Origin of the sequence: Kineococcus deserti (genome assembly GCF_050871945.1) — a bacterium.
Taxonomy (GTDB): Bacteria; Actinomycetota; Actinomycetes; order Actinomycetales; family Kineococcaceae; genus Kineococcus.
This window is the reverse complement of record NZ_JBJLSI010000011.1, coordinates 117,445-140,998: the sequence shown is the minus strand read 5'-3', so window position 1 is coordinate 140,998 and position 23,554 is coordinate 117,445. Positions and strand designations below refer to the sequence as shown.

Annotated in this window: 19 protein-coding genes and 1 pseudogene; 12 read left to right on the top strand and 8 right to left on the bottom strand. The window is 73.1% G+C overall.

All coding sequences use genetic code 11. The features are described from left to right. The first annotated feature begins 114 nt into the window (after window positions 1-114). Together ACRYR2_RS11440 and ACRYR2_RS11435 are read left to right on the top strand one after the other, a co-directional pair. Entirely contained in the window at window positions 115-1,023 is a 909-nt protein-coding gene (locus ACRYR2_RS11440) for an amidohydrolase family protein (protein ID WP_432562989.1), read from the top strand. Continuing rightward, window positions 1,020-1,526, top strand: a complete 507-nt coding sequence (locus ACRYR2_RS11435) for a cysteine dioxygenase (RefSeq protein WP_432562988.1) — start codon at window positions 1,020-1,022, stop codon at window positions 1,524-1,526. The genes ACRYR2_RS11440 and ACRYR2_RS11435 overlap by 4 nt, the downstream gene beginning before the upstream one ends. Here ACRYR2_RS11435 and ACRYR2_RS11430 read toward each other — a convergent pair. After that, window positions 1,506-2,999, bottom strand: a complete 1,494-nt coding sequence (locus ACRYR2_RS11430) for an aromatic amino acid lyase (protein WP_432562987.1) — start codon at window positions 2,997-2,999, stop codon at window positions 1,506-1,508. The genes ACRYR2_RS11435 and ACRYR2_RS11430 overlap by 21 nt on opposite strands. A 149-nt stretch (window positions 3,000-3,148) precedes the next feature. Between ACRYR2_RS11430 and ACRYR2_RS11425 the strand changes: the two genes are divergently transcribed. The 4 genes from ACRYR2_RS11425 to ACRYR2_RS11410 are packed head-to-tail and all read left to right on the top strand — an operon-like array spanning window position 3,149 to window position 6,456. After that, window positions 3,149-4,117 carry an ABC transporter ATP-binding protein gene (locus ACRYR2_RS11425; RefSeq protein WP_432562986.1) on the top strand — a complete coding sequence of 323 codons (969 nt, stop codon included), beginning with the start codon at window positions 3,149-3,151 and terminating at the stop codon, window positions 4,115-4,117. Beyond that, on the top strand, window positions 4,114-4,773 hold the full coding sequence (locus ACRYR2_RS11420) for an ABC transporter permease (RefSeq protein WP_432562985.1): 660 nt from the start codon (window positions 4,114-4,116) through the stop codon (window positions 4,771-4,773). The genes ACRYR2_RS11425 and ACRYR2_RS11420 overlap by 4 nt, the downstream gene beginning before the upstream one ends. A 1-nt stretch (window position 4,774) precedes the next feature. Next, the gene (locus tag ACRYR2_RS11415; protein WP_432562984.1) at window positions 4,775-5,527 is read left to right on the top strand and encodes an ABC transporter permease; all 753 of its coding nucleotides are present in this window, start codon (window positions 4,775-4,777) and stop codon (window positions 5,525-5,527) included. Beyond that, a complete protein-coding gene (locus ACRYR2_RS11410; protein WP_432562983.1) occupies window positions 5,524-6,456 on the top strand; it encodes an ABC transporter substrate-binding protein in 933 nt (310 codons plus the stop codon). Before ACRYR2_RS11415 ends, ACRYR2_RS11410 begins: the two co-directional genes overlap by 4 nt. A gap of 9 nt (window positions 6,457-6,465) precedes the next feature. Here ACRYR2_RS11410 and ACRYR2_RS11405 read toward each other — a convergent pair whose 3' ends face one another. Beyond that, the gene (locus tag ACRYR2_RS11405) at window positions 6,466-7,272 is read right to left on the bottom strand and encodes an SDR family NAD(P)-dependent oxidoreductase (protein WP_432562982.1); all 807 of its coding nucleotides are present in this window, start codon (window positions 7,270-7,272) and stop codon (window positions 6,466-6,468) included. A gap of 87 nt (window positions 7,273-7,359) precedes the next feature. Continuing rightward, window positions 7,360-8,418 carry a medium chain dehydrogenase/reductase family protein gene (locus ACRYR2_RS11400; RefSeq protein WP_432562981.1) on the bottom strand — a complete coding sequence of 353 codons (1,059 nt, stop codon included), beginning with the start codon at window positions 8,416-8,418 and terminating at the stop codon, window positions 7,360-7,362. 80 nt (window positions 8,419-8,498) lie between these two features. Here ACRYR2_RS11400 and ACRYR2_RS11395 point away from each other — a divergent pair, with 80 nt between their 5' ends. The 4 genes from ACRYR2_RS11395 to ACRYR2_RS11380 are packed head-to-tail and all read left to right on the top strand — an operon-like array spanning window position 8,499 to window position 12,802. Continuing rightward, window positions 8,499-9,122, top strand: coding sequence for a TetR/AcrR family transcriptional regulator (locus ACRYR2_RS11395; RefSeq protein ID WP_432562980.1), 624 nt, complete (start codon window positions 8,499-8,501; stop codon window positions 9,120-9,122). Between the two features lie 52 nt (window positions 9,123-9,174). Next, complete coding sequence (locus tag ACRYR2_RS11390; protein WP_432562979.1) at window positions 9,175-10,710, top strand: sugar ABC transporter ATP-binding protein; 1,536 nt, start codon at window positions 9,175-9,177, stop codon at window positions 10,708-10,710. Between the two features lie 5 nt (window positions 10,711-10,715). Beyond that, window positions 10,716-11,708, top strand: a complete 993-nt coding sequence (locus ACRYR2_RS11385; RefSeq protein ID WP_432562993.1) for an ABC transporter permease — start codon at window positions 10,716-10,718, stop codon at window positions 11,706-11,708. 41 nt (window positions 11,709-11,749) lie between these two features. Beyond that, on the top strand, window positions 11,750-12,802 hold the full coding sequence (locus ACRYR2_RS11380) for a substrate-binding domain-containing protein (protein WP_432562978.1): 1,053 nt from the start codon (window positions 11,750-11,752) through the stop codon (window positions 12,800-12,802). 45 nt (window positions 12,803-12,847) lie between these two features. Here ACRYR2_RS11380 and glgB read toward each other — a convergent pair whose 3' ends face one another. The 3 genes from glgB to ACRYR2_RS11365 are packed head-to-tail and all read right to left on the bottom strand — an operon-like array spanning window position 12,848 to window position 18,520. Continuing rightward, window positions 12,848-15,046, bottom strand: coding sequence for a 1,4-alpha-glucan branching protein GlgB (gene glgB, locus ACRYR2_RS11375; RefSeq protein ID WP_432562977.1), 2,199 nt, complete (start codon window positions 15,044-15,046; stop codon window positions 12,848-12,850). Window positions 15,047-15,083: 37 nt separating this feature from the next. Then, on the bottom strand, window positions 15,084-16,478 hold the full coding sequence (locus ACRYR2_RS11370; protein WP_432562976.1) for a maltokinase N-terminal cap-like domain-containing protein: 1,395 nt from the start codon (window positions 16,476-16,478) through the stop codon (window positions 15,084-15,086). Continuing rightward, a complete protein-coding gene (locus tag ACRYR2_RS11365; RefSeq protein WP_432562975.1) occupies window positions 16,475-18,520 on the bottom strand; it encodes an alpha-1,4-glucan--maltose-1-phosphate maltosyltransferase in 2,046 nt (681 codons plus the stop codon). The genes ACRYR2_RS11370 and ACRYR2_RS11365 overlap by 4 nt, the downstream gene beginning before the upstream one ends. Window positions 18,521-18,622: 102 nt before the next feature. On the opposite strand from ACRYR2_RS11365, the gene glgP reads away from it, so the two are divergent. Together glgP and ACRYR2_RS11355 are read left to right on the top strand one after the other, a co-directional pair. Continuing rightward, a complete protein-coding gene (glgP, locus tag ACRYR2_RS11360; RefSeq protein ID WP_432562974.1) occupies window positions 18,623-21,187 on the top strand; it encodes an alpha-glucan family phosphorylase in 2,565 nt (854 codons plus the stop codon). Further along, window positions 21,187-21,431, top strand: a pseudogene (locus ACRYR2_RS11355) (NAD(+)--rifampin ADP-ribosyltransferase); the annotation flags it as partial. The gene glgP and the pseudogene ACRYR2_RS11355, both read left to right, overlap by 1 nt. A 66-nt stretch (window positions 21,432-21,497) precedes the next feature. Here the strand turns inward: ACRYR2_RS11355 and ACRYR2_RS11350 are convergent. Both ACRYR2_RS11350 and add read right to left on the bottom strand, forming a co-directional pair. Beyond that, complete coding sequence (locus ACRYR2_RS11350) at window positions 21,498-22,550, bottom strand: adenosine deaminase family protein (RefSeq protein WP_432562973.1); 1,053 nt, start codon at window positions 22,548-22,550, stop codon at window positions 21,498-21,500. Then, window positions 22,547-23,524 carry an adenosine deaminase gene (gene add, locus ACRYR2_RS11345; RefSeq protein WP_432562972.1) on the bottom strand — a complete coding sequence of 326 codons (978 nt, stop codon included), beginning with the start codon at window positions 23,522-23,524 and terminating at the stop codon, window positions 22,547-22,549. The genes ACRYR2_RS11350 and add overlap by 4 nt, the downstream gene beginning before the upstream one ends. Window positions 23,525-23,554: the final 30 nt, after the last annotated feature.

Here is a 23,554-nt window from a genome sequence, read left to right as displayed (position 1 = left end):
CCCCCCCCCCCCCCCCCCCCCCCCCCCCCCCCCCCCCCCCCCCCCCCCCCCCCCCCCCCCCCCCCCCCCCCCCCCCCCCCCCCCCCCCCCCCCCCCCCCCCCGAGGAGGTGGCCGTGCGGACCGACTGCCACCAGCACCTGTGGCCGGCACCCCTGCTGGAGGCCCTGCGCGCCCGCCGGACGCCGCCGAGGCTGGAGGGCTGGACCCTGCACCTGCCCGGCGAACCGCCCACCGGGATCGACCCCGCCGCCCACGACGTCACCGCCCGCGCGGCCGCCGAACGCGCCGACGGCACGCGGCGGGTCTGCGTGTCGCTGTCCTCGCCCCTGGGTCTGGAGCACCTGCCGGGCGAGGAGGCCGGACCGCTGCTGGAGGCCTGGCACTCCGGCGCCCTCGCCCTCGGCGACCCGTTCGTCGTGTGGGCCGCGACGCCCGTCAGCGACCTCGACCCCGACGCGCTGGCCGGCGTCCTGACCCGCGAGCGCGTCGTGGGCTGGCAGGTCCCCGCCACCGCGATGGCCGACCCGGCCGCCGTGGACCGCCTCGCCCCGCTGCTGGCCGCGTGCGAACGGGCCGGCAAACCCGTGCTCGTGCACCCCGGCCCGGCGGCCGGCGGTTCCGCCGACGTCCCCGGCTGGTGGCCGGCCCTCGTGCCGTACGTGCAGCAGCTGCACGCCGCGTGGACGGCCTGGCACGTCCGGGGCCGCGCCCGGCACCCGGGGCTGCGCGTCGCCTTCGTCGCCCTGGCCGGACTGGCTGTGCTGCACCACGAACGGCTCACCGCCCGCGGCGGTGCCCTCGGCCCGCTGGACCCGGGGGTGTTCTACGAGACCAGTTCCTACGGCCCGCGCGCGATCGACGCCGTCGTGCGCGTCACCGGCGTCGACCCGCTGGTCCTGGGCACCGACCGGCCCTACGCCCAGCCCTTCGACGCCACCGCCCTGCCCGGTTTCGGGGCGGCCTTCGCCCACGCCCTCACCACCACCGGTCCCGCCCGCCTGCTCGAAGGGAAAACCCCGTGACCATCGAGAACACCGGCCTGCCGCCCGCTCCCGGCCGCACGCTGAGCCCGCACGAACTGCGGAACTGGGTCGAGCGCGCCGCCGGCACCCCGCAGGCCTGGGAGCACCTCGTGCGGCACGACACCGGCTCCCGGCACTTCGCCTCCCTGCACCGCGACGCCGACCTCGACGTCTGGGTGCTGTGCTGGAACACCGTCGACGACACCGGCTGGCACGACCACGACACCTCCAGCGGCGCCGTCGCGGTCACCCGCGGCGCCGTCCACGAGGCCACCCCGCGCATGGGTGGGGACCCCGTCCTGCGCACCGTCGCGGCCGGGCGGTCCTTCGCTTTCGGCCCCGACCACATCCACCGGATGTCCGGCGCGCTCGACGGGTCGGTCTCGATCCACGCCTACTCCCCACCGCTGTGGCGGATGGGCCAGTACTCGATCAGCCCGTCGGGGATCCTGCGCCGCACCTCGATCAGCTACGCCGACGAACTACGGCCCCTGCAGGCGTAGCAGCAGCGCCAGGTCCGGCACCCGCGCCACGACGGCCTCGACGTCCGGCCCGATCGGTGCGTCCCGCGCGTCCCGGCCGAGCACCTCGTCGAACACGGCGAACAACGCCGACGCCCCGGGCGACAACCGGTCCGGCGCCGCCCGCAGCGCCCGGACCGCCGCCAGCGCCTCCACGGCCAACACCAGCGGGGCCAGTTCGGCGGTCTGCCGCAACGCCCGTGCGCCCTGCGTCGCGAAGCTCGCGTGCTCCTCCAGGCCCAGGGAGATGCTGACGGTGCCGGCCGTCATGGGCGCCGTCCCCGGCCGCAGCTCGGCCAGCGCGTCCTGCACGACGTACTCGCCGATCATCAGGCCCGAACTGCCGCGCGGCCCCGCCGCCAGGAAGGCGCGCAACCCCGTGTGCTCGGGCCGCAGCAGCAGCGCCAGCCGCGCCGCCGACAACGTCAGCACCCCGAACGTGGTGGCGCGCAACGTGTCCAGCGCCGTGGCCAGACTCGCGGCGTGGAACTGCCCGTGGTGGAACACCCCCTGCGCCGAGACCAGCGGGTTCTCCCCGGGCGTGGAGGCCTCCAGGACCAGGACCTGCGCCAGGGCGTCGGCGGCGGCGAAGGCCGGCGCCAGCACCTGCGGCGCGGTGCGCAGCGCGAACGGGTCCTGCAACCGCGACGGTTCCGGTCCACCGGCCACCAGCGCGTGCAGCGCGGCGGCCACCTCCGGCTGCCGCACGTGCGGACGGGCCGCGTGCACCCCCGGGTCCCACGCCTGCGGATTGCCGCGCAACGCCAGGAACGACAGCGCGGCGATGCCCGCCCCGGCCAGCAGCAGCTGACGCAACCGCACCAGCGCCAGCGACGCCGTCGCCAGCGTCAGCGCGTGCGAGGAGATCAGCGGCAACGCGTCCGCCGGACCCAGCGGGACCGGCGGGACCGAGCCGGTGCGCCAGGCCCGCTCACCCACGAGCGTCAGCCCGAGCTCGGCCAGCGGCGCCAGGTCCGAGGTCCCGATCCCGCCGAAGCGGTGGAACGTCGGCAGCGCGTCGCCCTCGACCGCCTGCGCCAGCGCACCCAGCAGCGGCGGGCTGATCCCCGCTCCCAGCCCGGTGTGCGCACCGGCGAGCAACTGGTTCAGCCGGACCACCAGGGCGGCCCGCGACGTCGGCTCGTCCTCGACCGGGCCCAGGGAGGCCGCGTGGCTGCGCAGCAGCCGCAGCCCGTGCGCCTGCGGGTGCTCCTCCTGCTCCTCGTCGACCTCGACGTCCTTGTTGGCCCCCACCCCGGTCGTCGCACCGTAGACCGCGCCCCGTCCCCGGGCGGTCTCCATCGCGGTGTGCACCGCGCCCAGGCGGCCCAGCACCGCCCGGTCCACGACCGGCCGGGCGCGCCGGTGCGCCAGGTCCGCGAGGTCGTCCAGGTCCAGGTCGCGACCGGCCACGGGGACCCCCCGTGTCGCGCGGGGCACCTCCTGGTGCTCCACTTGTCCTCCATCCATCCGCACCGGCGCACGTCCGCGAGCGAGAGGTCTCGATCTGGTGAAGGCTGATCGCGCCTCGTTGACCTGACCCTGCCCGCCGCCAAGCATGGACCAGCCTGCAACCCGCCGGGCACGACCCTGGAGCCGCCCCAGTGATCACCTTCGAGGCCGTCCGCAAGCAGTTCCCCGACGGGACCGTCGCGGTCGAGCACCTCGACCTCGAGCTCCCGACCGGGCAGATCACGGTCTTCGTCGGACCCTCCGGCTGCGGCAAGACGACGTCGCTGCGCATGATCAACCGGATGGTGGAGCCCACCTCCGGGCGCGTGCTCGTCGACGGCCGCGACGTGCTGGCCCAGGACCCCGCGACGCTGCGCCGCGGCATCGGCTACGTCATCCAGTCCGGTGGGCTGTTCCCGCACAAGACGGTCCTGGACAACGTCCTGACCGTTCCCAGGCTCGTCGGCCGGGGACGCGAACGCCACCGGGCCCTGGAACTGCTCGAACGCGTCGGCCTGCCGGCGGCCTTCGCCGACCGCTACCCCGCGCAGCTGTCCGGCGGCCAGCGCCAGCGCGTCGGCGTCGCCCGCGCGCTCGCCGCCGACCCGCCCGTCATGCTCATGGACGAACCCTTCAGCGCCGTCGACCCCGTCGTGCGCGGCCAGCTGCAGGAGGAGTTCCTGCGGTTGCAGTCCGAGCTGGGCAAGACCATCGCCGTCGTCACCCACGACATCGACGAGGCCATCACCCTGGGCGACCGCATCGCCGTGTTCCGCGAGGGCGGGCACCTGGCCCAGGTCGGCACCCCGCAGGACCTGCTGACCCGCCCGGCCGACGACTTCGTCCGCGGCTTCGTCGGCCGCGACCGCGGCTACCGCGGCCTGTCCTTCCAGAACGGCGACGACCTGCCGCTGCGCTCCCTGGCCGGTGTCGTCCTCGACGACGCGGGCCGTCCCGTCGGCGTCGACGGCACCTTCCGCGCCGGCGACTCCCTGCGCACGGTCATCGACCTCACCCTGACGTCGGCCGACGGCACCGCCGTGCGCGTCGACGACGAAGGCCGCGCGACCGGCGTCGTGCACCACCGCGACGTCGTCGACCTGCTGGAGAAGCGCCGGTGAACGAGATCTGGAACTACCTGCAGCAGAACCGGGACGCCGTCCTGGACGCCCTCGGCCAGCACGTCGTCCTGGCCGTGCTGCCCCTGCTGATCGGGGTCCTGCTGGCCCTGCCCGTCGGCTACCTCGGGGTGCGGTTCGGCTGGCTGTACCACCCGATCCTCAACGTCTCCGGCGTCATCTACGCCATCCCCTCCCTCGCCGTGTTCGTCGCCCTGCCGTACGTGCTCGGCACGCAGATCCTGTCCCCGGTCAACATCGTCGTGGCGCTCGCGATCTACACCCTCGCCCTCATGGCCCGCACCGTCGCCGACGGGTTGCGCTCGGTCGACCCGGCGCTGACCGAGGCCGCGACGGCCATGGGCTACCAGCGGACCCGGCGGTTGCTGGAGGTCGAGCTCCCGCTCGCCGCGCCCGTGATCCTGGCCGGGGTCCGGGTGGCGGCGGTGTCGAACATCTCCCTCGTCAGCGTCGGCGCGCTGCTCGGCGTCGGGGGACTGGGGGCCTTGTTCACCCGGGGTTTCCAGCTGTTCTACACGGCCCCGATCGTCGTGGGGATCGTGCTGTCGGTGCTGCTCGCGGCGATCGCGGACCTGCTCATCGTGCTGTTCCAGCGGGCCGTGACCCCGTGGACCCGGGTCGCGGCGGGGAGGAACTGACGTGGACGACACCCCCTACCTGCTCGACGGCGCCAACTGGGCGTGGTCGGCGAGCGGATCGATCCCGCACCTGCTCGTCGCACACCTGGAGTACACGGCGCTGGCGGTCCTCGTCGGGTTCGCCGTCGCGTTCCCCATCGGGTTGCTCATCGGGCACACCGGCCGGGGTTCCTTCCTGGCGATCAACGCCGGCAACGCCGGACGCTCGCTGCCGACGCTGGGGCTGCTCAGCCTGCTGGTCACGCTCATGGGGCTGGGTTTCGTCCCCGTCCTCATCGCCCTGGTCGTCCTGGTGATCCCGCCGATCCTCACCTCCACCTACGCCGGACTGCGCTCGGTCGACCCCGACGCCGTGGACGCCGCCCGCGGGATGGGGATGGAACCGGCCCAGGTGCTGTTCCGCGTCGAACTGCCGATGGCCATGCCGGTGGTGTTCGGCGGGCTGCGCGCCGCGGTGCTGCAGGTCGTCGCCACCGCCACCGTCGCGGCCTACGTCGGGTTGTCCGGCCTGGGCCGCCTGCTCGTCGACGGGCTGGCGCTGAACGACTACGGCCGCATGGTCGCCGGGGCCGTCGTGGTCGCGGTGCTGGCCATCGTCCTGGACCTGCTGCTGGGCCTGGTCCAGCGCTACGTCGTCTCGCCCGGCATCACGGGCCGGGGCCTGTCCCGTGCGCGCCGCGGGGCATCCGTGGCAGAGTCCGGGGCGCAATCCGCAGAACTGTCGTCCGCAGGATCGTCGAAAGGCACGTCATGAACCGCAGGAACCTGCTCGGCCTGGCCCTGGTGGGCTCCCTCACGGCAGGTCTGGCCGCGTGCGGCAGCGGTGACGACCCGCTGGCCGCCGACACCGGCTCCGGTGACTCCACCGGGACCTCCGCCGTCATCGTCGGCTCGGCGAACTTCCCCGAGAGCGAACTGCTCGCCGAGATGTACAGCCAGGTGCTCGAGAACGCCGGCGTCGAGGTGCAGCGCAAGTTCAACATCGGCGCCCGCGAGCTCTACCTCAAGGCGCTGCAGGACGGCTCCATCGACCTGCTGCCGGAGTACAACGGCGCCCTGCTCGCCGCGCTGTCCGACGGCGGCGCCCCCGAGGGCGTGTCGGCTCCCGAGGACGTGCTGGGTGCGCTGCAGGAGGTCCTGCCCGAGGGCACCGAGGTGCTCGAGCAGTCCTCGGCGGAGGACAAGGACACCCTGACCGTCTCGCGCGCCACGGCCACGCAGTACAACCTGACGACGCTGGCCGACCTGGCCCCCGTCGCCGGCCAGCTCGTCGCCGGCGGCGGCCCGGAGTTCCAGGAGCGCTACCAGGGTCTGGTCGGGCTGAAGGAGGTCTACGGCATCGAGTTCAAGGAGTACCGCCCGCTGGACGCCGGGGGCCCGCTCACGGTCGGTGCGCTCGCCGACGGCACGATCCAGGTGGCGAACCTGTTCTCGACCGACTCCAGCATCAAGGTCAACGACTTCGTCCCGCTGGAGGACCCCGAGAGCCTGTTCCTGGCCGAGAACATCATCCCGCTCATCCGCTCGTCGAAGAACAACCAGACGATCACGGACGCGCTCAACGGTTTCTCCGCGGTCCTCACGACCGAGAACCTCACGGAGTACCTGGCCAAGGTGCAGATCGACAAGCAGCAGACGGCCGCGGTGGCCACGGAGTTCCTCACCGCCAACGGCCTGGTCTGACGTCCGGGGTCAGTCCGCCGACCCCGGCTCGGCGAGCTTGCCCTGGCCCTTGGCCAGCGGCGCGTTGGGCAGCACGTTGGCCACCGCGCCCTGGACCTTGGTGCCCAGCGACCCGGTGACGACGTGGTCACGGCCCTTGCGGAAGGCCGCGAACGCCTGCTCGGCCACCGTGGCCGGGTCGTCCTTGGCCGAGGTGTTCGCCATGGCGGTGTCCTGCATCCCGGCCCGCTCGAAGAACTCGGTGTCGGTGGGGCCGGGCAGGAACGCGGTCACCACGACACCGTGCTGGTCCAGTTCCTGGCGCAGCGACTGGGCGAGCGACTGCACGAACGCCTTGGTGGCGCCGTAGACGGCCTGGTACGGCGCGGGCACCCGCGCGGCCAGCGAGGACGTGAACAGCAGGCGCCCCTGGCCGCGGCCGGCCATGTCGGCCGCGGCGAGCTTGGCCAGGTGCACCACCGACTGCACGTTCAGGGCGATCATGCGCTGCTCGTCGGCCAGCGGGGTCTGCACGAACTCGCCGCCCACGCCCACCCCGGCGTGCAGGGCGACGGCGTCGACGACGCGGCCGTCCGCGGTGGCCGCGGCCCACAGTTCCTCGACGCCGTCCGCGGTGGCCAGGTCGACCTGGCACGCCTCGGCGTGCGCGTCGGTGGTCTGGGCCAGCTGGGCGGGGACGTCGTGGATGCGGTCGTCCTCGGCGGCAACCAGGACGTCGTACCCGCCGTCGGCGAACTGGCGGGCCAGTTCCAGGCCGATGCCGGTCGAGGCACCGGTGATCACGGCGAAGGGGCGGGTCGTGCCGGCGTCGTCCACGGGGAGCCTCCTGGGCTGGGGAGCGGTCTGACCCCCTTCCTGTTCCCCGTCCCGCCGGTCCCATGCGCGCCGTCGCCGGCGGAGAGGTCAGGAGATCGCGGTCAGCACGACCTTGCCGGCGACGGTGCGGCTCTCGGCCAGTTCCAGGGCGCGGGCGACGTCGTCGAGGGGGAACCGCGCGGCGATCTGCGGTTCCAGGGCCCCCTCGGCGAGGAGCCGGGTGAGGGCCGCGAACGCCGCGCGCTGCCGGCCCCGGAACCGCGCGGCCCGCTTCTTCCCGGCCCAGAAGTCGAAGAAGCCCGCCCGCCGGCCGTTGGGCAGGAGGTTCCAGAACCCGAGCCGGGCCAGCAGGCGCAGGATCGGCAGCCGGGAGTTCCCGGCCGAGTCCTTCGTCGCGGCGGTGCCGTAGGAGACCAGGGCCCCGCCGCGGGCCACGTGCCGCCAGGAGTCGCGGATGCCCGGACCGCCCACGTGGTCGAACACCGCGTCGACGCCGTGCGGGGTCAGTTCGCGGATCCGGTCGTGCAGCGCCGGGTCGGTGGCGTCGAGGGGGTCGGCGCCCAGGCGGCGCAGCAGCGCGTGGTGGCGCGGGGAGGCGGTGCCCAGGACGCGGATCCCCGCGTGCCGGGCCAGCTGCACGAGCGTGGAGCCCACGCCGCCGTTGGCGCCCAGCACGACGACGGTGCCGCCGGCGGGGACGCGGGCGACGTCGTGGAGCATCCGCCAGGCCGTGATGCCGTTGACGAGCACGGTCTCCACGGCGGCGGGGTCCAGGCCCTCGGGCACGGGCAGGACGTCCTCGGCGGCGATCTCGACGTGGCTGGCCCACGCGCCGGTCCTGGTGACGGCCGCGACCCGACGGCCCACCAGGCCGGGAGCGTCGGTGGCGACGACGGTGCCGACCAGGTCGTAGCCGGGGACGAAGGGGAAGGGCGGCTGGTCGTAGTACTTCCCGCGCCGCATCTGCTGCTCGGCGAAGGAGATCCCGGTGGCCTCCAGCCGGACGAGGACGTTGCCGGCCGCGGGGGCGGCCAGCGGAGCGGTGCGGACGAGCAGGCCCGTCGGCTCGACGAGGCCGGGCAGCACGACCTCGGTGCGCAGGTCGGGCAGGAGCGCGGCGTGCGTGGATGCGGGGGGGCGCGACATCGGAGACCTCCTGTGCTGACGCGTGAATGCTTACAGCCGTCAACATACGCACATCGGTTAACGCATGTAAAGTGTCCTTCGTGGCCGAGAACCGGACGACCCCGCGCACCCGCAACCCCCGCGGCGAGGGAGCGCGGCTGCGCGAGGAGATCGTCGCGGCCGCGACGACGCTGCTCGAGCAGGGATCGGCCGCCGCGGTCACGCTGCGGGCCGTCGCGCGCGGCGCGGGCATCACCGCCCCCTCGATCTACCGGCACTTCGCCGACGTCGACGCGATCCTGCGCGCCGTCGTGGACGAGGCGTTCGAGGACTTCGAGCACCGGATGCGAGCGGCGGGGCAGCAGCCGGACACGGCGGCCGGCCGGCTCCACGCCGTCTGCCGGTGCTACCTCGACTTCGCCCACGAGCGGCCGCAGCGCTACCACCTGATGTTCGGTGGTGCCTGGAACGCGGCGGCGGGAGCCGACGAGGCCACCCGCGCCGACCGGTCCCACATCGGCCTGAACGCGTTCGCCGCGCTGTCCGACGCCGTGCAGGGCTGCGTGGACGCCGGCGTCTCGGCCAGCACCGACGTCTTCGCCGACACCACCGCGTTGTGGGTGGCGCTGCACGGCCTGTCCGGACTGCGCGAGACGACGTCGTTGTTCCCCTGGCCCGACGACCTGGCCGGAAACCTCGTCCGCACGCTCGCGCGTCTGACCTGATCGGCGGCCCCGGTGCTTGACGGTGGAAAACTCCCCTCGTAGGTTCACCGGCATGGTCGACGACGACTCCCGGGCGGGCGGGTTCGACGGGGAACCGCTGCTCGTCGTGCGCGGCGTCGTCAAGGAATTTCCCGGCGTCCGGGCCCTGGACGGGGTGGACCTCGAGGTGCGGCCGGGGGAGGTGCACTGCCTGCTCGGGCAGAACGGTGCGGGCAAGTCCACCCTCATCAAGGTTCTCGCCGGAGCCCACCGCCCCACCGCGGGAACGGTGCGGTGGGCGGGGCGGGACGTCGACCTGTCCTCGCCCGTGGCCGCCCTGCGGGCCGGGATCGCGACGATGTACCAGGAACTGGACGTCGTGGACGGGCTCACGGTGGCCGAGAACGTCCACCTGGGGCACGAGGTCTCCCGGGCGGGGCTGACGCGGCGCCACGCGGCGCACGCCCGCACCCGCGAACTGCTCGAACGGCTCGGCCACGGCGACATCGCGCCCACCCGCGAGGTCGGATCCCTCTCGGCCGCAGGCAAACAGGTCGTCAGCATGGCGCGGGCGCTGTCGCACGACGCGCGGTTGATCGTCATGGACGAACCCTCGGCCGTGCTGGACTCCGAGGAGGTCGCGGGCCTGTTCCGGGTCGTGCGCCAGCTGACCGCCGCCGGGGTCGCGGTCCTCTACATCTCCCACCGCCTGGAGGAGATCCGCCGGATCGGCGACCGGATCACCGTCCTGAAGGACGGCCGCACGGTCGCCGCGGGGCTGCCCGTCGCCGGGACGCCCACGGCCGAGCTGATCCGGCTGATGACCGGGCGGCGCGTCGAGCAGACCTTCCCCGCCCGGGCTCCGGTCGCCGGCGGGGAACCCCTGCTCGAGGTGCGCGACCTGGGGTTGCGCGGTTCCTTCTCCGACGTCTCGTTCAGCGTGCGCGCCGGTGAGGTCGTGGGGCTGGCCGGTCTGGTGGGTTCGGGCCGTTCGGAGATCCTGGAGACGATCTACGGGGCACGCCGGCCCAGCGCCGGGCAGGTCCTGGTCCAGGGCAGGCCGGTGCGCCCGGGGTCGGTGCCGGCGGCGGTGCGGGCGGGCATCGGCCTGGCCCCGGAGGAACGCAAGAGCCAGGGACTGCTGCTGGACGAGCCGGTGTACCGGAACATCACCCTGTCCACCTTCGCGCGTTTCGCCCGCGGTCCCGTCCTCGACGAACGCGCCGAGCGGGGCGCCGCCCTCGAACAGGTGGCCGCTCTGGACCTGCGGCCCGCCGACCCCGACCGTCCCGCCCGGACGCTGTCCGGCGGCAACCAGCAGAAGGCGATGCTGGCGCGCTGGCTGGTGCACGGCTGCCGCGTCCTGCTGCTGGACGAACCCACCCGCGGGGTGGACGTCGGTGCGCGCGCCGAGATGTACGCGCTGGTGCACGCGCTGGCGCAGGCCGGCACCGCCGTCGTCGTGGTCTCCAGCGAGATCGAGGAGGTGCTCGGCCTGTCCGACCGCGTCCTGGTCGTCGCGGACGGCCGGATCCTGCACAGCGGGCCGGCGGACGAGATCGACGAGCACCGCGTGCTGGACCTCGTGATGGAAGGAAGTGCGGCGTGACGACACTGACACGCACCGGTTCGAGCGCCGGCGCCCGGAACATCCTGCGCAGCGGCGCCGGTCGCGACATCGGCCTGGTCATCGCCCTGGTCCTGCTCTGCGTCGTCGGGGTGGCCACCGCCGGTGAGCGCTTCGCCAGCGTCGACAACCTCCTGACGATCCTGCGGCTGGCGGCGGTCTACGGCGTGCTGGCCGTCGGGATGACGTTCGTCATCACCGGCGGCGGCATCGACCTGTCGGTCGGTTCCGTCCTGGGCCTGGCCTCGGTGTGGGCCACGACGCTGGCGACGCAGACGATGGCGCAGGACACCCACTGGTCGCTGATGATCCTCACGGCGCTGCTGGTGGGCACCGTGTGCGGTCTGGTGAACGGGGTGCTCGTCGCCTACGGACGCGTGGTGGCCTTCATCGCCACCCTGGCGATGCTGGTGGCGGCCCGCGGGGTGGCGGAGATCATCGCCAACCGCCGCACCCAGATCGTGCAGGTGCAACCGTTCCTCGACGCGTTCCGCGGCAGCGTGCTGGGGATCCCGGTGCTGGTCTGGCTCTTCGCGCTGGTCGCGGTGGCCGGCTGGTTCCTGCTCAACCGCACCACCTTCGGGCGGCGGACCGTCGCCGTGGGCGGGAACCCGGAGGCGGCCCGGCTGGCGGGCATCAGCGTGAAGCGGCACACCACCTACCTGTACGCCCTGTCCGGGCTGACGGCCGGCATCGCGGCGGTCATGATGCTGGCGCGCACGACGGCCGGGTCCTCCACCAACGGCCAGCTCTACGAACTGGACGCGATCGCTGCGGTGGTGGTCGGGGGAACCCTGCTGGCCGGGGGGCGCGGCACCATCGTCGGCACGGTCTTCGGGGTCCTGATCTTCTCCACCCTCACCAACGTCTTCACCCAGAACAACCTGTCCATCTCGGCGCAGTCCGTGGCCAAGGGGGCGATCATCGTCGTCGCCGTGCTCCTGCAGCAACGGTTCGCCGCCCGCTCCCGCAGCACCTGACCCCGTCGACGTCCCGTGCACCAGGAATCGAGGAAGCTTCCATGTCCGCACCACGCACCTCGTTGCGCCGCTGGCTGATCACCGCAGGTGCCGCCGCGGCCACCGCCGGGCTGCTCACCGCCTGCACCTCGAACACCCCTTCCGAACCCGACGGCGGCGAGCAGCAGTCGGCCGCCGCGGGCAGCAACGACGAGGAGGGCGAGCAGGTCGTCATCGGGTTCTCCGCCCCGGCGGCCGACCACGGCTGGATGGGGGCCATCACCACCGCCGCGACCGCCGAGGCCGAGAAGCACGGCGACGTCGAACTGCGCGTCGCCGAGGGCACCAACGACGTGAACCTGCAGATCAGCCAGGTCGAGCAGTTCATCAACGACAAGGTCGACGCCATCGTCCTGCTGCCCTACGACGGGGCGGCCCTCACCGAGGTCGCCACCAAGGCCATGGAGGCGGGCATCACGGTGGTCAACGTCGACCGGGAGTTCTCCAGCCCCGCGGCCGCGCGCACCACGGTCCTGGGTGACAACTACGGCATGGGCGTGTCCGCCGGCACCTACGTCTGCGAGCAGGTGGGGGACAACCCCGACGCGGTGGTCGCGGAGATCGCGGGCATCGACTCGCTGCCCCTGACGCAGGACCGCAGCCAGGGGTTCACCGACGCGCTGGCCGCGTGCGGCCTCGGCGTCGACAACCGGGTCGCAGCCGACTTCACCGTCCAGGGCGGGCAGCAGGCGGCGGCGAACCTGCTGCAGGCCGCGCCGCGGATCGACGCGTTGTGGAACCACGACGACGACCAGGGCGTCGGTGTGCTGGCCGCGATCGAGGAGGCCGGTCGCGACGAGTTCGTCATGGTCGGCGGCGCCGGGTCGGCCAACGTGATGCGCGAGATCCAGGCCGGGGACTCGGTCGTGAAGGCCACGGTGGTCTACCCCTCCACCCAGGCCGCCGACGGCATCCGGCTGGCCCGCCTCCTGGTCCAGGGCAAGGCGATGAGCGACCTGGTCGAGGTGGAGGTCCCGCGCACCGTCCAGCTCTACGCCCCCGTCGTCACCGCGGACAACGTCGAGCAGTACCTGCCGTCCGCGTTCGAGTCCTGACGCGCCGAAGCCCCCACCGCGGCGGTGGGGGCTTCGACGGACCGGTCAGGCCGGGACGAGCCAGGTGACGCCCAGCGGCGGCACGCGCAGCTGCGCGGAGAACTGCTGACCGTTCCAGGCCACCTCCTCGGCCTGCAGCTCACCGGTGTTCACCACGCCGGACCCGGCGAACTCGGTCGCGTCGGTGTTGAGGACCTCCCGCCACGGGCCCGGTTGCGGCAGGCCGACCCGGAAGTCCTCGTAGGGAGCGCCGGAGAAGTTGCACACCGCGACCAGCGGCTTGCGGTCCTTGGACCAGCGCGCGAACGAGACGACGTTGCGGACGCTGTCCCCGCCGTCGATCCACTGGAACCCCTCGGACGTGAAGTCGTCCGACCACAGCTCGGGCCGTTCCTTGTACACGGCGTTCAGCCGGGAGACGAGCTTGTGCAGACCCTGGTGCCAGGGAGTGTCCAGCAGCCACCAGTCCAGCGAGCGGGCCTCGGACCACTCGGCCTCCTGGCCGAGCTCGGCCCCCATGAACAGCAGCTGCTTGCCGGGGTGGGACCACATGAACGCCAGGTACGCGCGGTTGTTGGCCAGCTGCTGCCAGCGGTCACCGGGCATCTTGCGCAGCAGCGACCCCTTGCCGTGCACGACCTCGTCGTGCGAGATCGGCAGGCAGAAGTTCTCGGTGAACGCGTAGACGAGGCTGAAGGTGATCTCGTTGTGGTGGTACTGCCGGTACATCGGGTCCTGGCTGATGTACTGCAGCGAGTCGTGCATCCAGCCCATGTTCCACTTCAGCCCGAACCCGAGCCCGCCGGCGTTCGTGGGGGCCGTGACGCCCGGGAAGGCCGTCGACTCCTCGGCGATCATCATGATGCCCGGGGTGCGCTTGTAGGCGGTGGCGTTGGCCTCCTGCAGGAAGCTGATGGCCTCCAGGTTCTCGCGGCCGCCGAACTGGTTCGGCTCCCACTCACCCTCGTTGCGGGAGTAGTCCAGGTAGAGCATCGAGGCGACGGCGTCGACGCGCAGGCCGTCGGCGTGGAACTCCTCCAGCCAGTACAGCCCCGAGGCGACGAGGAAGTTGCGCACCTCGCTGCGGCCGAAGTTGGGGATGTAGGTGCCCCAGTCCATGTGCTCACCGCGCCGCGGGTCCGGGTGCTCGTACAGCGCCGTGCCGTCGAACCGGCCGAGGGCGAACTCGTCCTTGGGGAAGTGGCCCGGGACCCAGTCGATGATGACGCCGATCCCGGCCTGGTGCAGGGAGTCGATGAGGAACCGCAGTTCGTCGGGGGAGCCGAACCGGGACGTGGGCGCGAAGTACCCCGTGACCTGGTAGCCCCACGAGCCGCCGAACGGGTGCTCCATGACGGGCAGGAACTCGACGTGGGTGAACCCGGTCTGCTGCACGTAGGCCACGAGTTCGGTGGCCAGCTCGGTGTAGGACAGGCCCTGCCGCCAGGACCCGAGGTGGACCTCGTAGATCGAGACCGGCCCGTCCTGCGCGACGTTCGCCGAGCGGTGCTCCAGCCACGCCGCGTCGCCCCACTCGTAGGCGGACTCGGTGACCACCGAGGCCGTCGCGGGCGGAACCTCGGTGGCCTGCGCCATCGGGTCGGCCTTCTGCCGCCAGTGCCCGTCGGCGCCGAGGATCTCGTACTTGTACCGCGAACCGGCCGCGACACCGGGGACGAACAGCTCCCAGACCCCCGACGAGCCCAGCGAGCGCATGCCCTCGGACCGGCCGTTCCAGTGGTTGTGGTCGCCCACGACGCGCACGGCGCGGGCGTTGGGTGCCCAGACGGCGAAGGAGGTGCCCTCGACCGGGCCCATCGGGCCCTTCCAGTGCTTCACGTGCGCGCCCAGGACGTTCCACAGCTGCTCGTGCCGGCCCTCGCCGATGAGGTGCAGGTCGACCTCGCCGACCGTGGGCAGGAAGCGGTAGGGGTCGTCCACCAGGCGCGGCTCGGTGTCGGGGTAGGTCACCTCGACGCGGTAGTCGCCCACCGCCGCGTCGGGCTGCACGCCGACCCAGACGCCGTCGTACTCGTGGACGAGACCCACGCGGGTGCCGTCCTCGGTGACGACCGTGACGGCCGAGGCGAACGGCTTCAGGACCCGGTAGGTCACCGAACCGTCGTGCGTGTGCGCGCCCAGCACCGAGTGCGGCGACCAGTGCGCCCCGGCGGCGGCCCGGGCCAGGTCGTCGGCGTCGACAGGACGCGGTGCGGGGGCGTGGGCAGGTGCTTCACCGGTCATGTCTCGCATACTCCCGTGATCGTGGGTGGCCCGCCTCTCAGGACGGGTCGGCTGCCAGGAGCCGGTGGACGGCGTCCAGGGGGATGCGCAGCCAGTCGGGCCGGTTGCGCGCCTCGTAGACGACCTCGTACAGGGCCTTGTCCAGTTCCAGGGCGGCCAGCAGCACGGCCTGGCCGCCGACGCGCGGATCGGTCCCGGCCACGGCCGTGTAGCCGTCGAGGAAGGCCTGCCGGCACACCGGACCCCAGTCGCCGGGGTCGGCGACGGTGGAGGCGGCGTAGTCGAACGAGCGCAGCATCCCGGCCACGTCCCGCAGCGCCAGGTCCGGCACGCTGCGTTCGGCCAGCGGACGCAGCGGTTCGCCCTCGAAGTCCAGCAGCACCCAGCCGCGGGTCTGCGAGTGCAGCACCTGGCCCAGGTGGTAGTCGCCGTGCACGCGCTGCAGCGCGGGGGCGTCCCCGACGTGGCGGACGGCGTCGACCCGCTCGCGGGCCGCGGCGGCGACCTCGTGCAGCTGCGGAACGGCCGTGCACGCCCACGCCACCCGCTCCAGCAGGCCGTCGGCCAGCGCCGACAGCCGCTGCGGGGTGGCCGGTTCGGTGGGCAGCTCGGCGGCCAGGACAGCGTGCACCTCGGCGGTGGCCCGCCCCAGCTCACGCGCCTCGCCGGAGAAGTCGCGGTGCTGCTCGACGGCCGCGGTCGCCACCCGCCAGGCGTCCTGCGAGCCGGCGAGGAACTCCGTCACGTGCGCCAGGTGTCCCACGGCCAGCTCGCCGTCCGGGCCGGTCCACTGCCCGTCGACCCAGCCGGCGGGACGCGGAACGCGACCGCACCCGGCGTCGGCCAGCGCGGTCTGCACCACGACGTCGGGGTTGTCGCCGGCGCTGAGCACCCGGAACACCTTGGCGATCAGCGGCGTCTCGCCGTCCTCGGCCGTCACCACGATCGAGGTGTTCGACTGCTCCCCGGAGAGCACCTTCGTGCGGGCGCCGGCCGGAACGGGCAGGCCGCCCTCGGCGCTGTGCCCGTGGACGCCGAACGTGGTCGACCCGGCGCCCTCCTCGCTGGCCACCAGGGTCAGCAGCGCGCGCGTCCACGTCGGGTCGTGCGGGCCGTCGTAGATCCAGGCGGGGGAGCCGTCGACGTCGGGCAGTTCGCCGATCAGCGCCGCGGCCAGCGCCTCGTCGGGCGCGGGACGGACGGTGATGGGCACCGAGTAGACCGTGCGGGCCGCGTCCTCGCCCTCCCCGGAGCGGACGGTCAGCGCCACCAGCTGCGCGACCCCGCCCTCGTCCAGCGGGGTGCGCTCCAGGCGCACGACGTGCGCGGCGACGCCCTTGTGCGCGAACCAGCGCTGAGCGGGCGCCCACCCCCGCAGGAGTTCCGCGATGGCCTCGTCGGAGGCGACCGACGTCCTGACCGGTGCGCTCACGGGGCCACCACGGAGAACACGTGGGCCGGCTCGACGAACGGGTCGAGGCGCACGTAGTTGTGCTCGCCCCACTCGTGCTCGGCGCCGGTCAGCTCGTCGCGCACGGTGAACCGGTCCCACCACTGCCGGCCCAGGGCGCCCATGTCGAGGTGCACGGTGCTCTCGCGGGCCGCGTGCGGGTCGAGGTTGACCACGACGAGCAGGAGGTCCTCGGTGCCGTCGGCCTCGACGCGGCGGCGCGAGAAGCACAGCAGGTTCTCGTCGTCGCTGCTGTGGAACGTCGTCCCGCGCAGCTGCTGCAGCGCGGGGTGGGCCTTGCGGATCTCGTTGAGCCGCTTCAGGTACGGGGCCAGCGACCAGCCCTCGCGCTCGGCCTTGGCGAAGTCGCGGGGACGGTACTGGTACTTCTCGTTGTCCAGCTGCTCCTCGGCGCCCGGCCGCGCGGCGTGCTCGACGAGTTCGTAGCCGGTGTAGATGCCCCACGAGGGCGACAGCAGCGCCGCGAGCACCGCGCGCAGCTTGAACACCGGCGGGCCGCCGTACTGCATGGTCGGCGTGAGGATGTCGTGGGTCGTCGGCCAGAAGCTCGGGATCATGTAGTGCGCCGACTCGGTGGTCAGCTGCTGCAGGTACTCGCGCAGCTCCCAGGCCTGGTTGCGCCAGGCGAAGTAGGAGTACGACTGCTGGAACCCGACCTTGGCCAGCGTGTGCATCATGGCCGGCTTGGTGAACGCCTCGGACAGCCAGATCACCTCGGGGTGCTCGGCCTTGACCTCGGCGATGAGCCACTCCCAGAACTCCACCGGCTTGGTGTGCGGGTTGTCGACGCGGAACAGCGTGACGCCGTGGTCGATCCAGACGTCGATGACGCGCTTGACCTCGGCGTAGATGCCGGCCGGGTCGTTGTCGAAGTTCACCGGGTAGATGTCCTGGTACTTCTTCGGCGGGTTCTCCGCGAAGGCGATGCTGCCGTCGGCGCGGGTGGTGAACCACTCCGGGTGCTCGCTGACCCACGGGTGGTCCGGCGCGCACTGCAGCGCGATGTCCATCGCGACCTCGAGACCGAGCTCCTTGGCGCGGGCGACGAAGAAGTCGAAGTCCTCGAAGGTGCCCAGGTCGGGGTGCAGCGCGTCGTGCCCGCCCTCGGCGGCGCCGATGGCGTACGGCGACCCCGGGTCCAGCGGACCGGCGGTCAGCGTGTTGTTCGGACCCTTGCGGTTGATCCGGCCGATCGGGTGGATCGGGGTGAGGTAGGCGATGTCGAAACCCATCTCGGCGATCGCGGGCAGCCGCTCGGCGGCGGTGCGGAACGTGCCCGAGACCCAGCGCTGCTCCTCCTCGTGCCAGTAGGCGCCCTCGGAGCGGGGGAAGAACTCGTACCAGGCGCTGAACGCGGCCAGCCGGCGCTCGACGCGGACGGGGTAGGTCGTCGACGGGGTGACCAGGTCGCGCAGCGGCAGCCGGTCCAGCACGGCGCGGACCTGCTCGGTGCGCCCGGCGTCGAGGCGTTCGTGGTCGGCGCGGGAGGTGTCCCGCAGCGCGGCGGCCGCGGCCTTCAGGACGTCGGCGTCGTCGCCCTCACGGCCGGGCTGGGCGGCGGCCCGTTCCATCAGCCGGGCGCCCTCCTCCAGCATGAGGGCCACGTCGACCCCGGCCTCGACCTTGATCGTGGCGTCGTGGTCCCAGGTGCCGTACGGGTCGGACCAGCCCTCGACCCGCAGCCCCCACAACCCCTCGGTGTCGGGGGACAGCGTCGCCACGTAGGCGTCGGTGCCGGCGTTGACCAGCCTCATGCGCATCGAGGGGCCGTCGGTGCCGTCCGGCCGCACCAGCACCGCAGTGGCGGCCACGGCGTCGTGCCCCTCGCGGAAGACGGTGGCGCGCACCGGGATCAGCTCGCCGGGAACGGCTTGCGAGGGCCACCGCCCGCCGTCCACGACGGGCTGGACGTCGAGCACGGGGATGCGTCCCACGACAGGGGTGCTGCCGGGGGAGCCGAGGCCGGTCACCTGGAGGGTGGACGTGTCCGCCTGAGTCGTCACGCCCCGAACCTACCGAGCACCGGCCCGCTCGTCGCGCGGGAGCGGGAACGGTCGCGCGCAAGCCCTGCGCAGGGGGTGATCGCGGGACTATGGTCTGGCGCCGTGAGAGCAATCAGGCGCTTCACCGTCCGCACCGTTCTCCCCGCGCCGCTGGCGCCGCTGGCCGAGCTGGCGAGCAACCTGCGCTGGTCGTGGCACAAACCCACCCGTGACCTGTTCGAGTCCATGGACCCGCAGGCGTGGGTGGCGGCGCACCGGGATCCCGGGGCGCTGCTGGGAGCCCTGAGCACCGAGCGGCTGGACGCCCTGGCGGCCGACACCGCCTTCGTGGAGCGGGTGCGGGCCGGCGCCGCGGACCTGCAGGCCTACCTGGACCGGCCCGGCTGGTACGCGGGGCTGGGGGCCGACGCCCCGGCCTCGATCGCCTACTTCTCCATGGAGTTCGGCATCACCGGGGCGCTGCCGCAGTACTCCGGCGGGCTGGGGATCCTGGCCGGTGACCACCTGAAGTCGGCCAGCGACCTGTCGGTGCCCATCGTGGGCGTCGGGTTGTTCTACGCCACCGGCTACTTCAAGCAGTCGCTGTCCCGCGACGGCTGGCAGCTGGAGACCTACCCCGTGCTGGACCCCGACGGGCTGCCGCTGTCGCTGCTGCGCGAGGCCGACGGGTCGGCCGCCAAGGTCCACATCGACCTGCCCGGCGGCCGCCGGCTGCACGCCCAGATCTGGAAGGCGCAGGTCGGGCGGGTCCCGTTGCTGCTGCTGGACTCCGACGTGGAGGACAACGACGACGCCGCGCGCGGAGTCACCGACCGGCTGTACGGCGGCGGGGGCGAGCACCGGCTGCAGCAGGAGCTGCTGTGCGGCGTCGGCGGGGTGCGGGCCCTGCGCACCTGGTCGCGGCTGACCGGCGCGCCGGAGCCGGAGGTCTACCACACCAACGAGGGCCACGCCGGGTTCCTGTCGGTCGAACGCATCCGTGAGCACGTCGAGCGCGGGCTGACGTTCGACGAGGCGCTCGAGGCCGTGCGCGCGGCGACGGTGTTCACCACGCACACCCCCGTCCCGGCGGGCATCGACCGGTTCGGCCGCGACCAGATCGAGCTGTACTTCGGCGGCGACAACCCGCTGCCGGGAGTTCCGCTGGACCGGATCCTGGCGCTGGGGGCCGAGGACTACCCCGGTGGGGACCCCAGCGTGTTCAACATGGCCGTCATGGGGTTGCGGCTGGCCCAGCGGGCCAACGGCGTCTCCCAGCTGCACGGGGCCGTCAGCCGCGGCATGTTCAACGGGTTGTGGCCGGGTTTCGACGTGCCCGAGGTGCCCATCACCTCGATCACCAACGGGGTGCACGCGCCCACCTGGGTGGCCCCGGAGGTCATCGCGATGGGCAAGCAGTACATCGGTCCCGAGCTGCCGCGGGACGGACTGGGGTTCGAGAAGGTCGGCCAGGTGCCGGACGAGGAGATCTGGCGCACGCGCCGGTTGCTGCGCGGCCGGCTCGTCGAGGACGCCCGGCGCCGGCTGAAGCTGTCGTGGTTGCAGCGCGGGGCGTCGGAGGCCGAACTGGCCTGGACCAAGGACGTGCTGGACCCCGACGTCCTGACGATCGGTTTCGCCCGCCGGGTGCCCACCTACAAGCGGCTCACCCTCATGCTGCGCGACCCCGAGCGTCTGAAGTCGCTGCTGCTGCACCCGCAACGTCCCGTGCAGCTGGTCATCGCGGGCAAGTCGCACCCGGCCGACGAGACCGGCAAGCGGCTCATCCAGCAGGTCGTCCGGTTCGCCGACGACCCCACCGTCCGGCACCGCATCGTGTTCCTGCCGAACTACGACATCACGATGGCGCTGTCGCTGTACCCGGGGTGCGACGTCTGGCTGAACAACCCGCTGCGGCCGTTCGAGGCGTCGGGGACCTCGGGGATGAAGGCCGCGCTCAACGGCGGCCTGAACCTGTCGATCCTGGACGGCTGGTGGGACGAGTGGTTCGACGGCGGCAACGGCTGGGCCATCCCCACCGCCGACGGCGTCGACGACCCCGACCAGCGCGACGACCTGGAGGCCGCCGCGCTGTACGACCTCGTCGAGAACTCCGTCGCCGCCCGGTTCTACGACCGTGACGAACGTGGGCTGCCCTCGCGCTGGCTGGAGATGGTGCGGCACACCCTGGCCTCGCTGGGCCCGAAGGTGCTGGCCAGCCGGATGGTCACCGAGTACGTCGAGCAGTTGTACGTGCCCGCCGCACGGGCCGGCCGCACGGCGCTGGCGTCCTCCGGGGCCGTGGCGCGGGAACTGGCGCGCTGGAAGGGCGAACTGCGCGAGGCCTGGCCCGGGGTGCGCGTGGACCACGTCGAGTCCTCGGGCGTGGGCGACTCCGCGCAGATCGGCGACGTCGTGCACGTGCGGGCGTTCGTGTCGCTGGGAGAGCTGTCGGCCGACGACGTCGAGGTGCAGGTCGTGCACGGCCGGGTCACCGAGTCCGACGAGCTGCGGCCCTCGGGCACGGTGTCGCTGCGGCCGGCGGAGTCGTTCGGCGACGGCCGGCACCGGTTCGAGGGGCAGTTCACCCTGCGTCAGACCGGTCCGTTCGGCTACACCGTGCGGATCCTGCCGCGGCACGAGGGCCTGGCGACGCCGGCGGAACTGGGGCTGGTCGCGAACGCCTGATGCCCGTCCCGTTCCAGGCCCACGAGTCCGGTGCCCTGCTGCACGGGACGAAGGCGGCCTGGCGGTGGGAGACCTGCTCGTGCCCGGCCGCCGCTCGAACTTCGGCGGCGGCCGGGCGGCCGACCACGTCCCCGTGACCAGGACGCCGGACGCGGCAGCGTGGGGCGCCGGACTCGCCCTGGGGGAGGGGCCGGGGCGGATCCACGTCGTGGAGGCGACCGGGCAGCTCGAGGACGACCCGAACGCACGGGTCGCGCGGTGATCCACGACTGAGGCGGGCCGGCTCGCACCTGCGTGGTCCGCAGGTGCGTCAAGCGTCCAGCAGTGCGCGGGCACCGTCGAGGGCGACCCGGAACTCCCGGCGCAGCGTCTCCTTGGTGCCCTCGTCGGTGAAGCTCGCCTCGACGCCGTTCAGGCACACCGCCTCGACGACGTCGGGTCCGAAGCCGAAGTCGGTGGTGAGGTGCTCGAACTCGGCGCTCAGGCTGGTGTCGAAGAACACCTCGTCGTCGGTGGACAGGTTGACCGGCAGCCCTGCCTCGATCATCCGGGCGACGGGGTGCGTGGTGTCGAGGGCCCAGCCCGACAGCAGGTGGGCCGACGTCGGCGTGCAGTTGAAGTGCACGCCGCTCGCCCGGGCCGCCTCGACGACCGCCGGGTCGTCCAGCACGTGGTAGCCGTGGTCCACCCGGTCCAGGCCGAGCACCTCGACGGCCTCGACCACCGAGGCGGCCGTGGAGGTGCTGATCTCCCCGACGTGCGCGCTGGTCCGCAGCCCGGCCTCGCGTGCGCGGCGGAACACCGGCTCCCACGCGGTCGCCGACTCGTACCCGTCGGCGGCGAGGTCGTCCTGCCCGAGGCCGACGACCGCGGGGTGCGGGCTGGCCAGGACCGTGTCGAGCATGGCGTGCGCGGTGGCCAGGTCGCGGGAGCGGTCGACCGCCGGCACGATCCCGAACCCGACGCCGAACTCCTCCCGGGCCCGGGTCAGGCCCGCGACCATCCCGGACAGCACGGTGGGCCAGCCCAGACCCAGGTCGGCGAAGTTGTCGGGGTTCACGTAGTACTCGCGGTAGCGAAGGTTCGCCGTCGCCACGCACGCCCGGACACCCTCGTAGGCGACGAGGGCGATGTCGTCGGCGGAGCGGAACACGGCGTGCGCAGCGTTGAACAGTTCCAGGAAGTCCTGCAGCCCCGTGTAGCGGGCCAGCTCGGCCGGGTCGTCGGTGCGCAGCGCGACCCCACGCTCGCGCGCCCAGCCGACCAGCCGCCCGGGCCGGATGGTGGAGGCGAAGTGGCAGTGCAGTTCGGTCGTGGGGACCGCGGCCAGGTACCGCGACGTCGAGGCGGCGGCCAGGATCACGCGGACAGCCAGGCGTCGACGGCCGCCACCTGGGTGGCGACGAAGTCGGCGGGAGCGGCCGAACCCTCCAGCGACGCCTTCGCGACGTCGGCCAGCTGCTCGTCCGACAGCTTCAGCGCGGTGCGGGCGGTCTCGTACTCCTCCAGCAGGCCGGGGCCGAACAGCAGCGGGTCGTCGCCGTTGATGGAGCAGCGGACGCCGGCCTCGAGCAGCGCCGGCAGCGGGTGCGCCCCGATCTCGGGCACGACCCACAGTTCGACGTTGGAGGTGGGGCAGACGTCCAGGACGACGCCCTCGGCGGCCAGCCGCCGGACCAGCTCGGGATCTTCCACGGCGCGCACGCCGTGCTGGATGCGCTGCGCGCCGAGCTTGTCGAGGGCGTCGACGATGCTGTCCGGGCCGAGCAGTTCGCCGGCGTGCGGGGTCGACTTGAGGCCGGCCTCGCGAGCGATGGCGAACGCCTTCTCGAACGGCGCCGGCGGCCACAGCGCCTCGTCGGCGGCCAGGCCGAACGACACGACCCCCCGGCCGGCGAACTCGCCGGCCAGCACGGCCAGCGACTCGGCCTCGGCCGGCGGCAGGTTGCGGATCGCGACCACCATCATGCCGAACCCGATGCCGAGCCGGGCGGCCTCGGCCTGACCCGTCTCGAGCATGAAGGTGGTGACCTCCTGCGCGGTGCCGAACTGCGGGACGTAGAACATCGGGTTGGCCTGCGCTTCGATCCAGACCGCACCGGAGGCGGCGGCGTCCTGCACGACCTCCCGGATCACCCGGGCCAGCTGGTCCCGGGTGCGGATGAAGGCGACGGCCCCGTCGTACATCTCCACGAAGTGCGGGAAGCTGGTGAAACCGCGGGTGGGGGGAGCGACCTCGCCGGCCTCCTTCGCGAACTCCGCGAGGGTCTGCGGGCGCATGGCCCCCTCGAGGTGGATGTGCAGGTGGGCCTTGGGCAGGGCCGCGAGGTCACGCATCGGTTCCTCCTGTGGCTGCGCTGGGACTGG

What these genes read in the sequence shown, in the direction of transcription:
- ACRYR2_RS11380 (WP_432562978.1), top strand. Translation starts at nt 11,750, where the DNA reads ATGTCCGCACCACGCACCTCGTTGCGCCGCTGGCTGATCACCGCAGGT.
- ACRYR2_RS11390 (WP_432562979.1), top strand. Translation starts at nt 9,175, where the DNA reads ATGGTCGACGACGACTCCCGGGCGGGCGGGTTCGACGGGGAACCGCTG.
- glgB (WP_432562977.1), bottom strand. Translation starts at nt 15,046, where the DNA reads ATGACCGGTGAAGCACCTGCCCACGCCCCCGCACCGCGTCCTGTCGAC.
- ACRYR2_RS11400 (WP_432562981.1), bottom strand. Translation starts at nt 8,418, where the DNA reads ATGTCGCGCCCCCCCGCATCCACGCACGCCGCGCTCCTGCCCGACCTG.
- ACRYR2_RS11410 (WP_432562983.1), top strand. Translation starts at nt 5,524, where the DNA reads ATGAACCGCAGGAACCTGCTCGGCCTGGCCCTGGTGGGCTCCCTCACG.
- add (WP_432562972.1), bottom strand. Translation starts at nt 23,524, where the DNA reads ATGCGTGACCTCGCGGCCCTGCCCAAGGCCCACCTGCACATCCACCTC.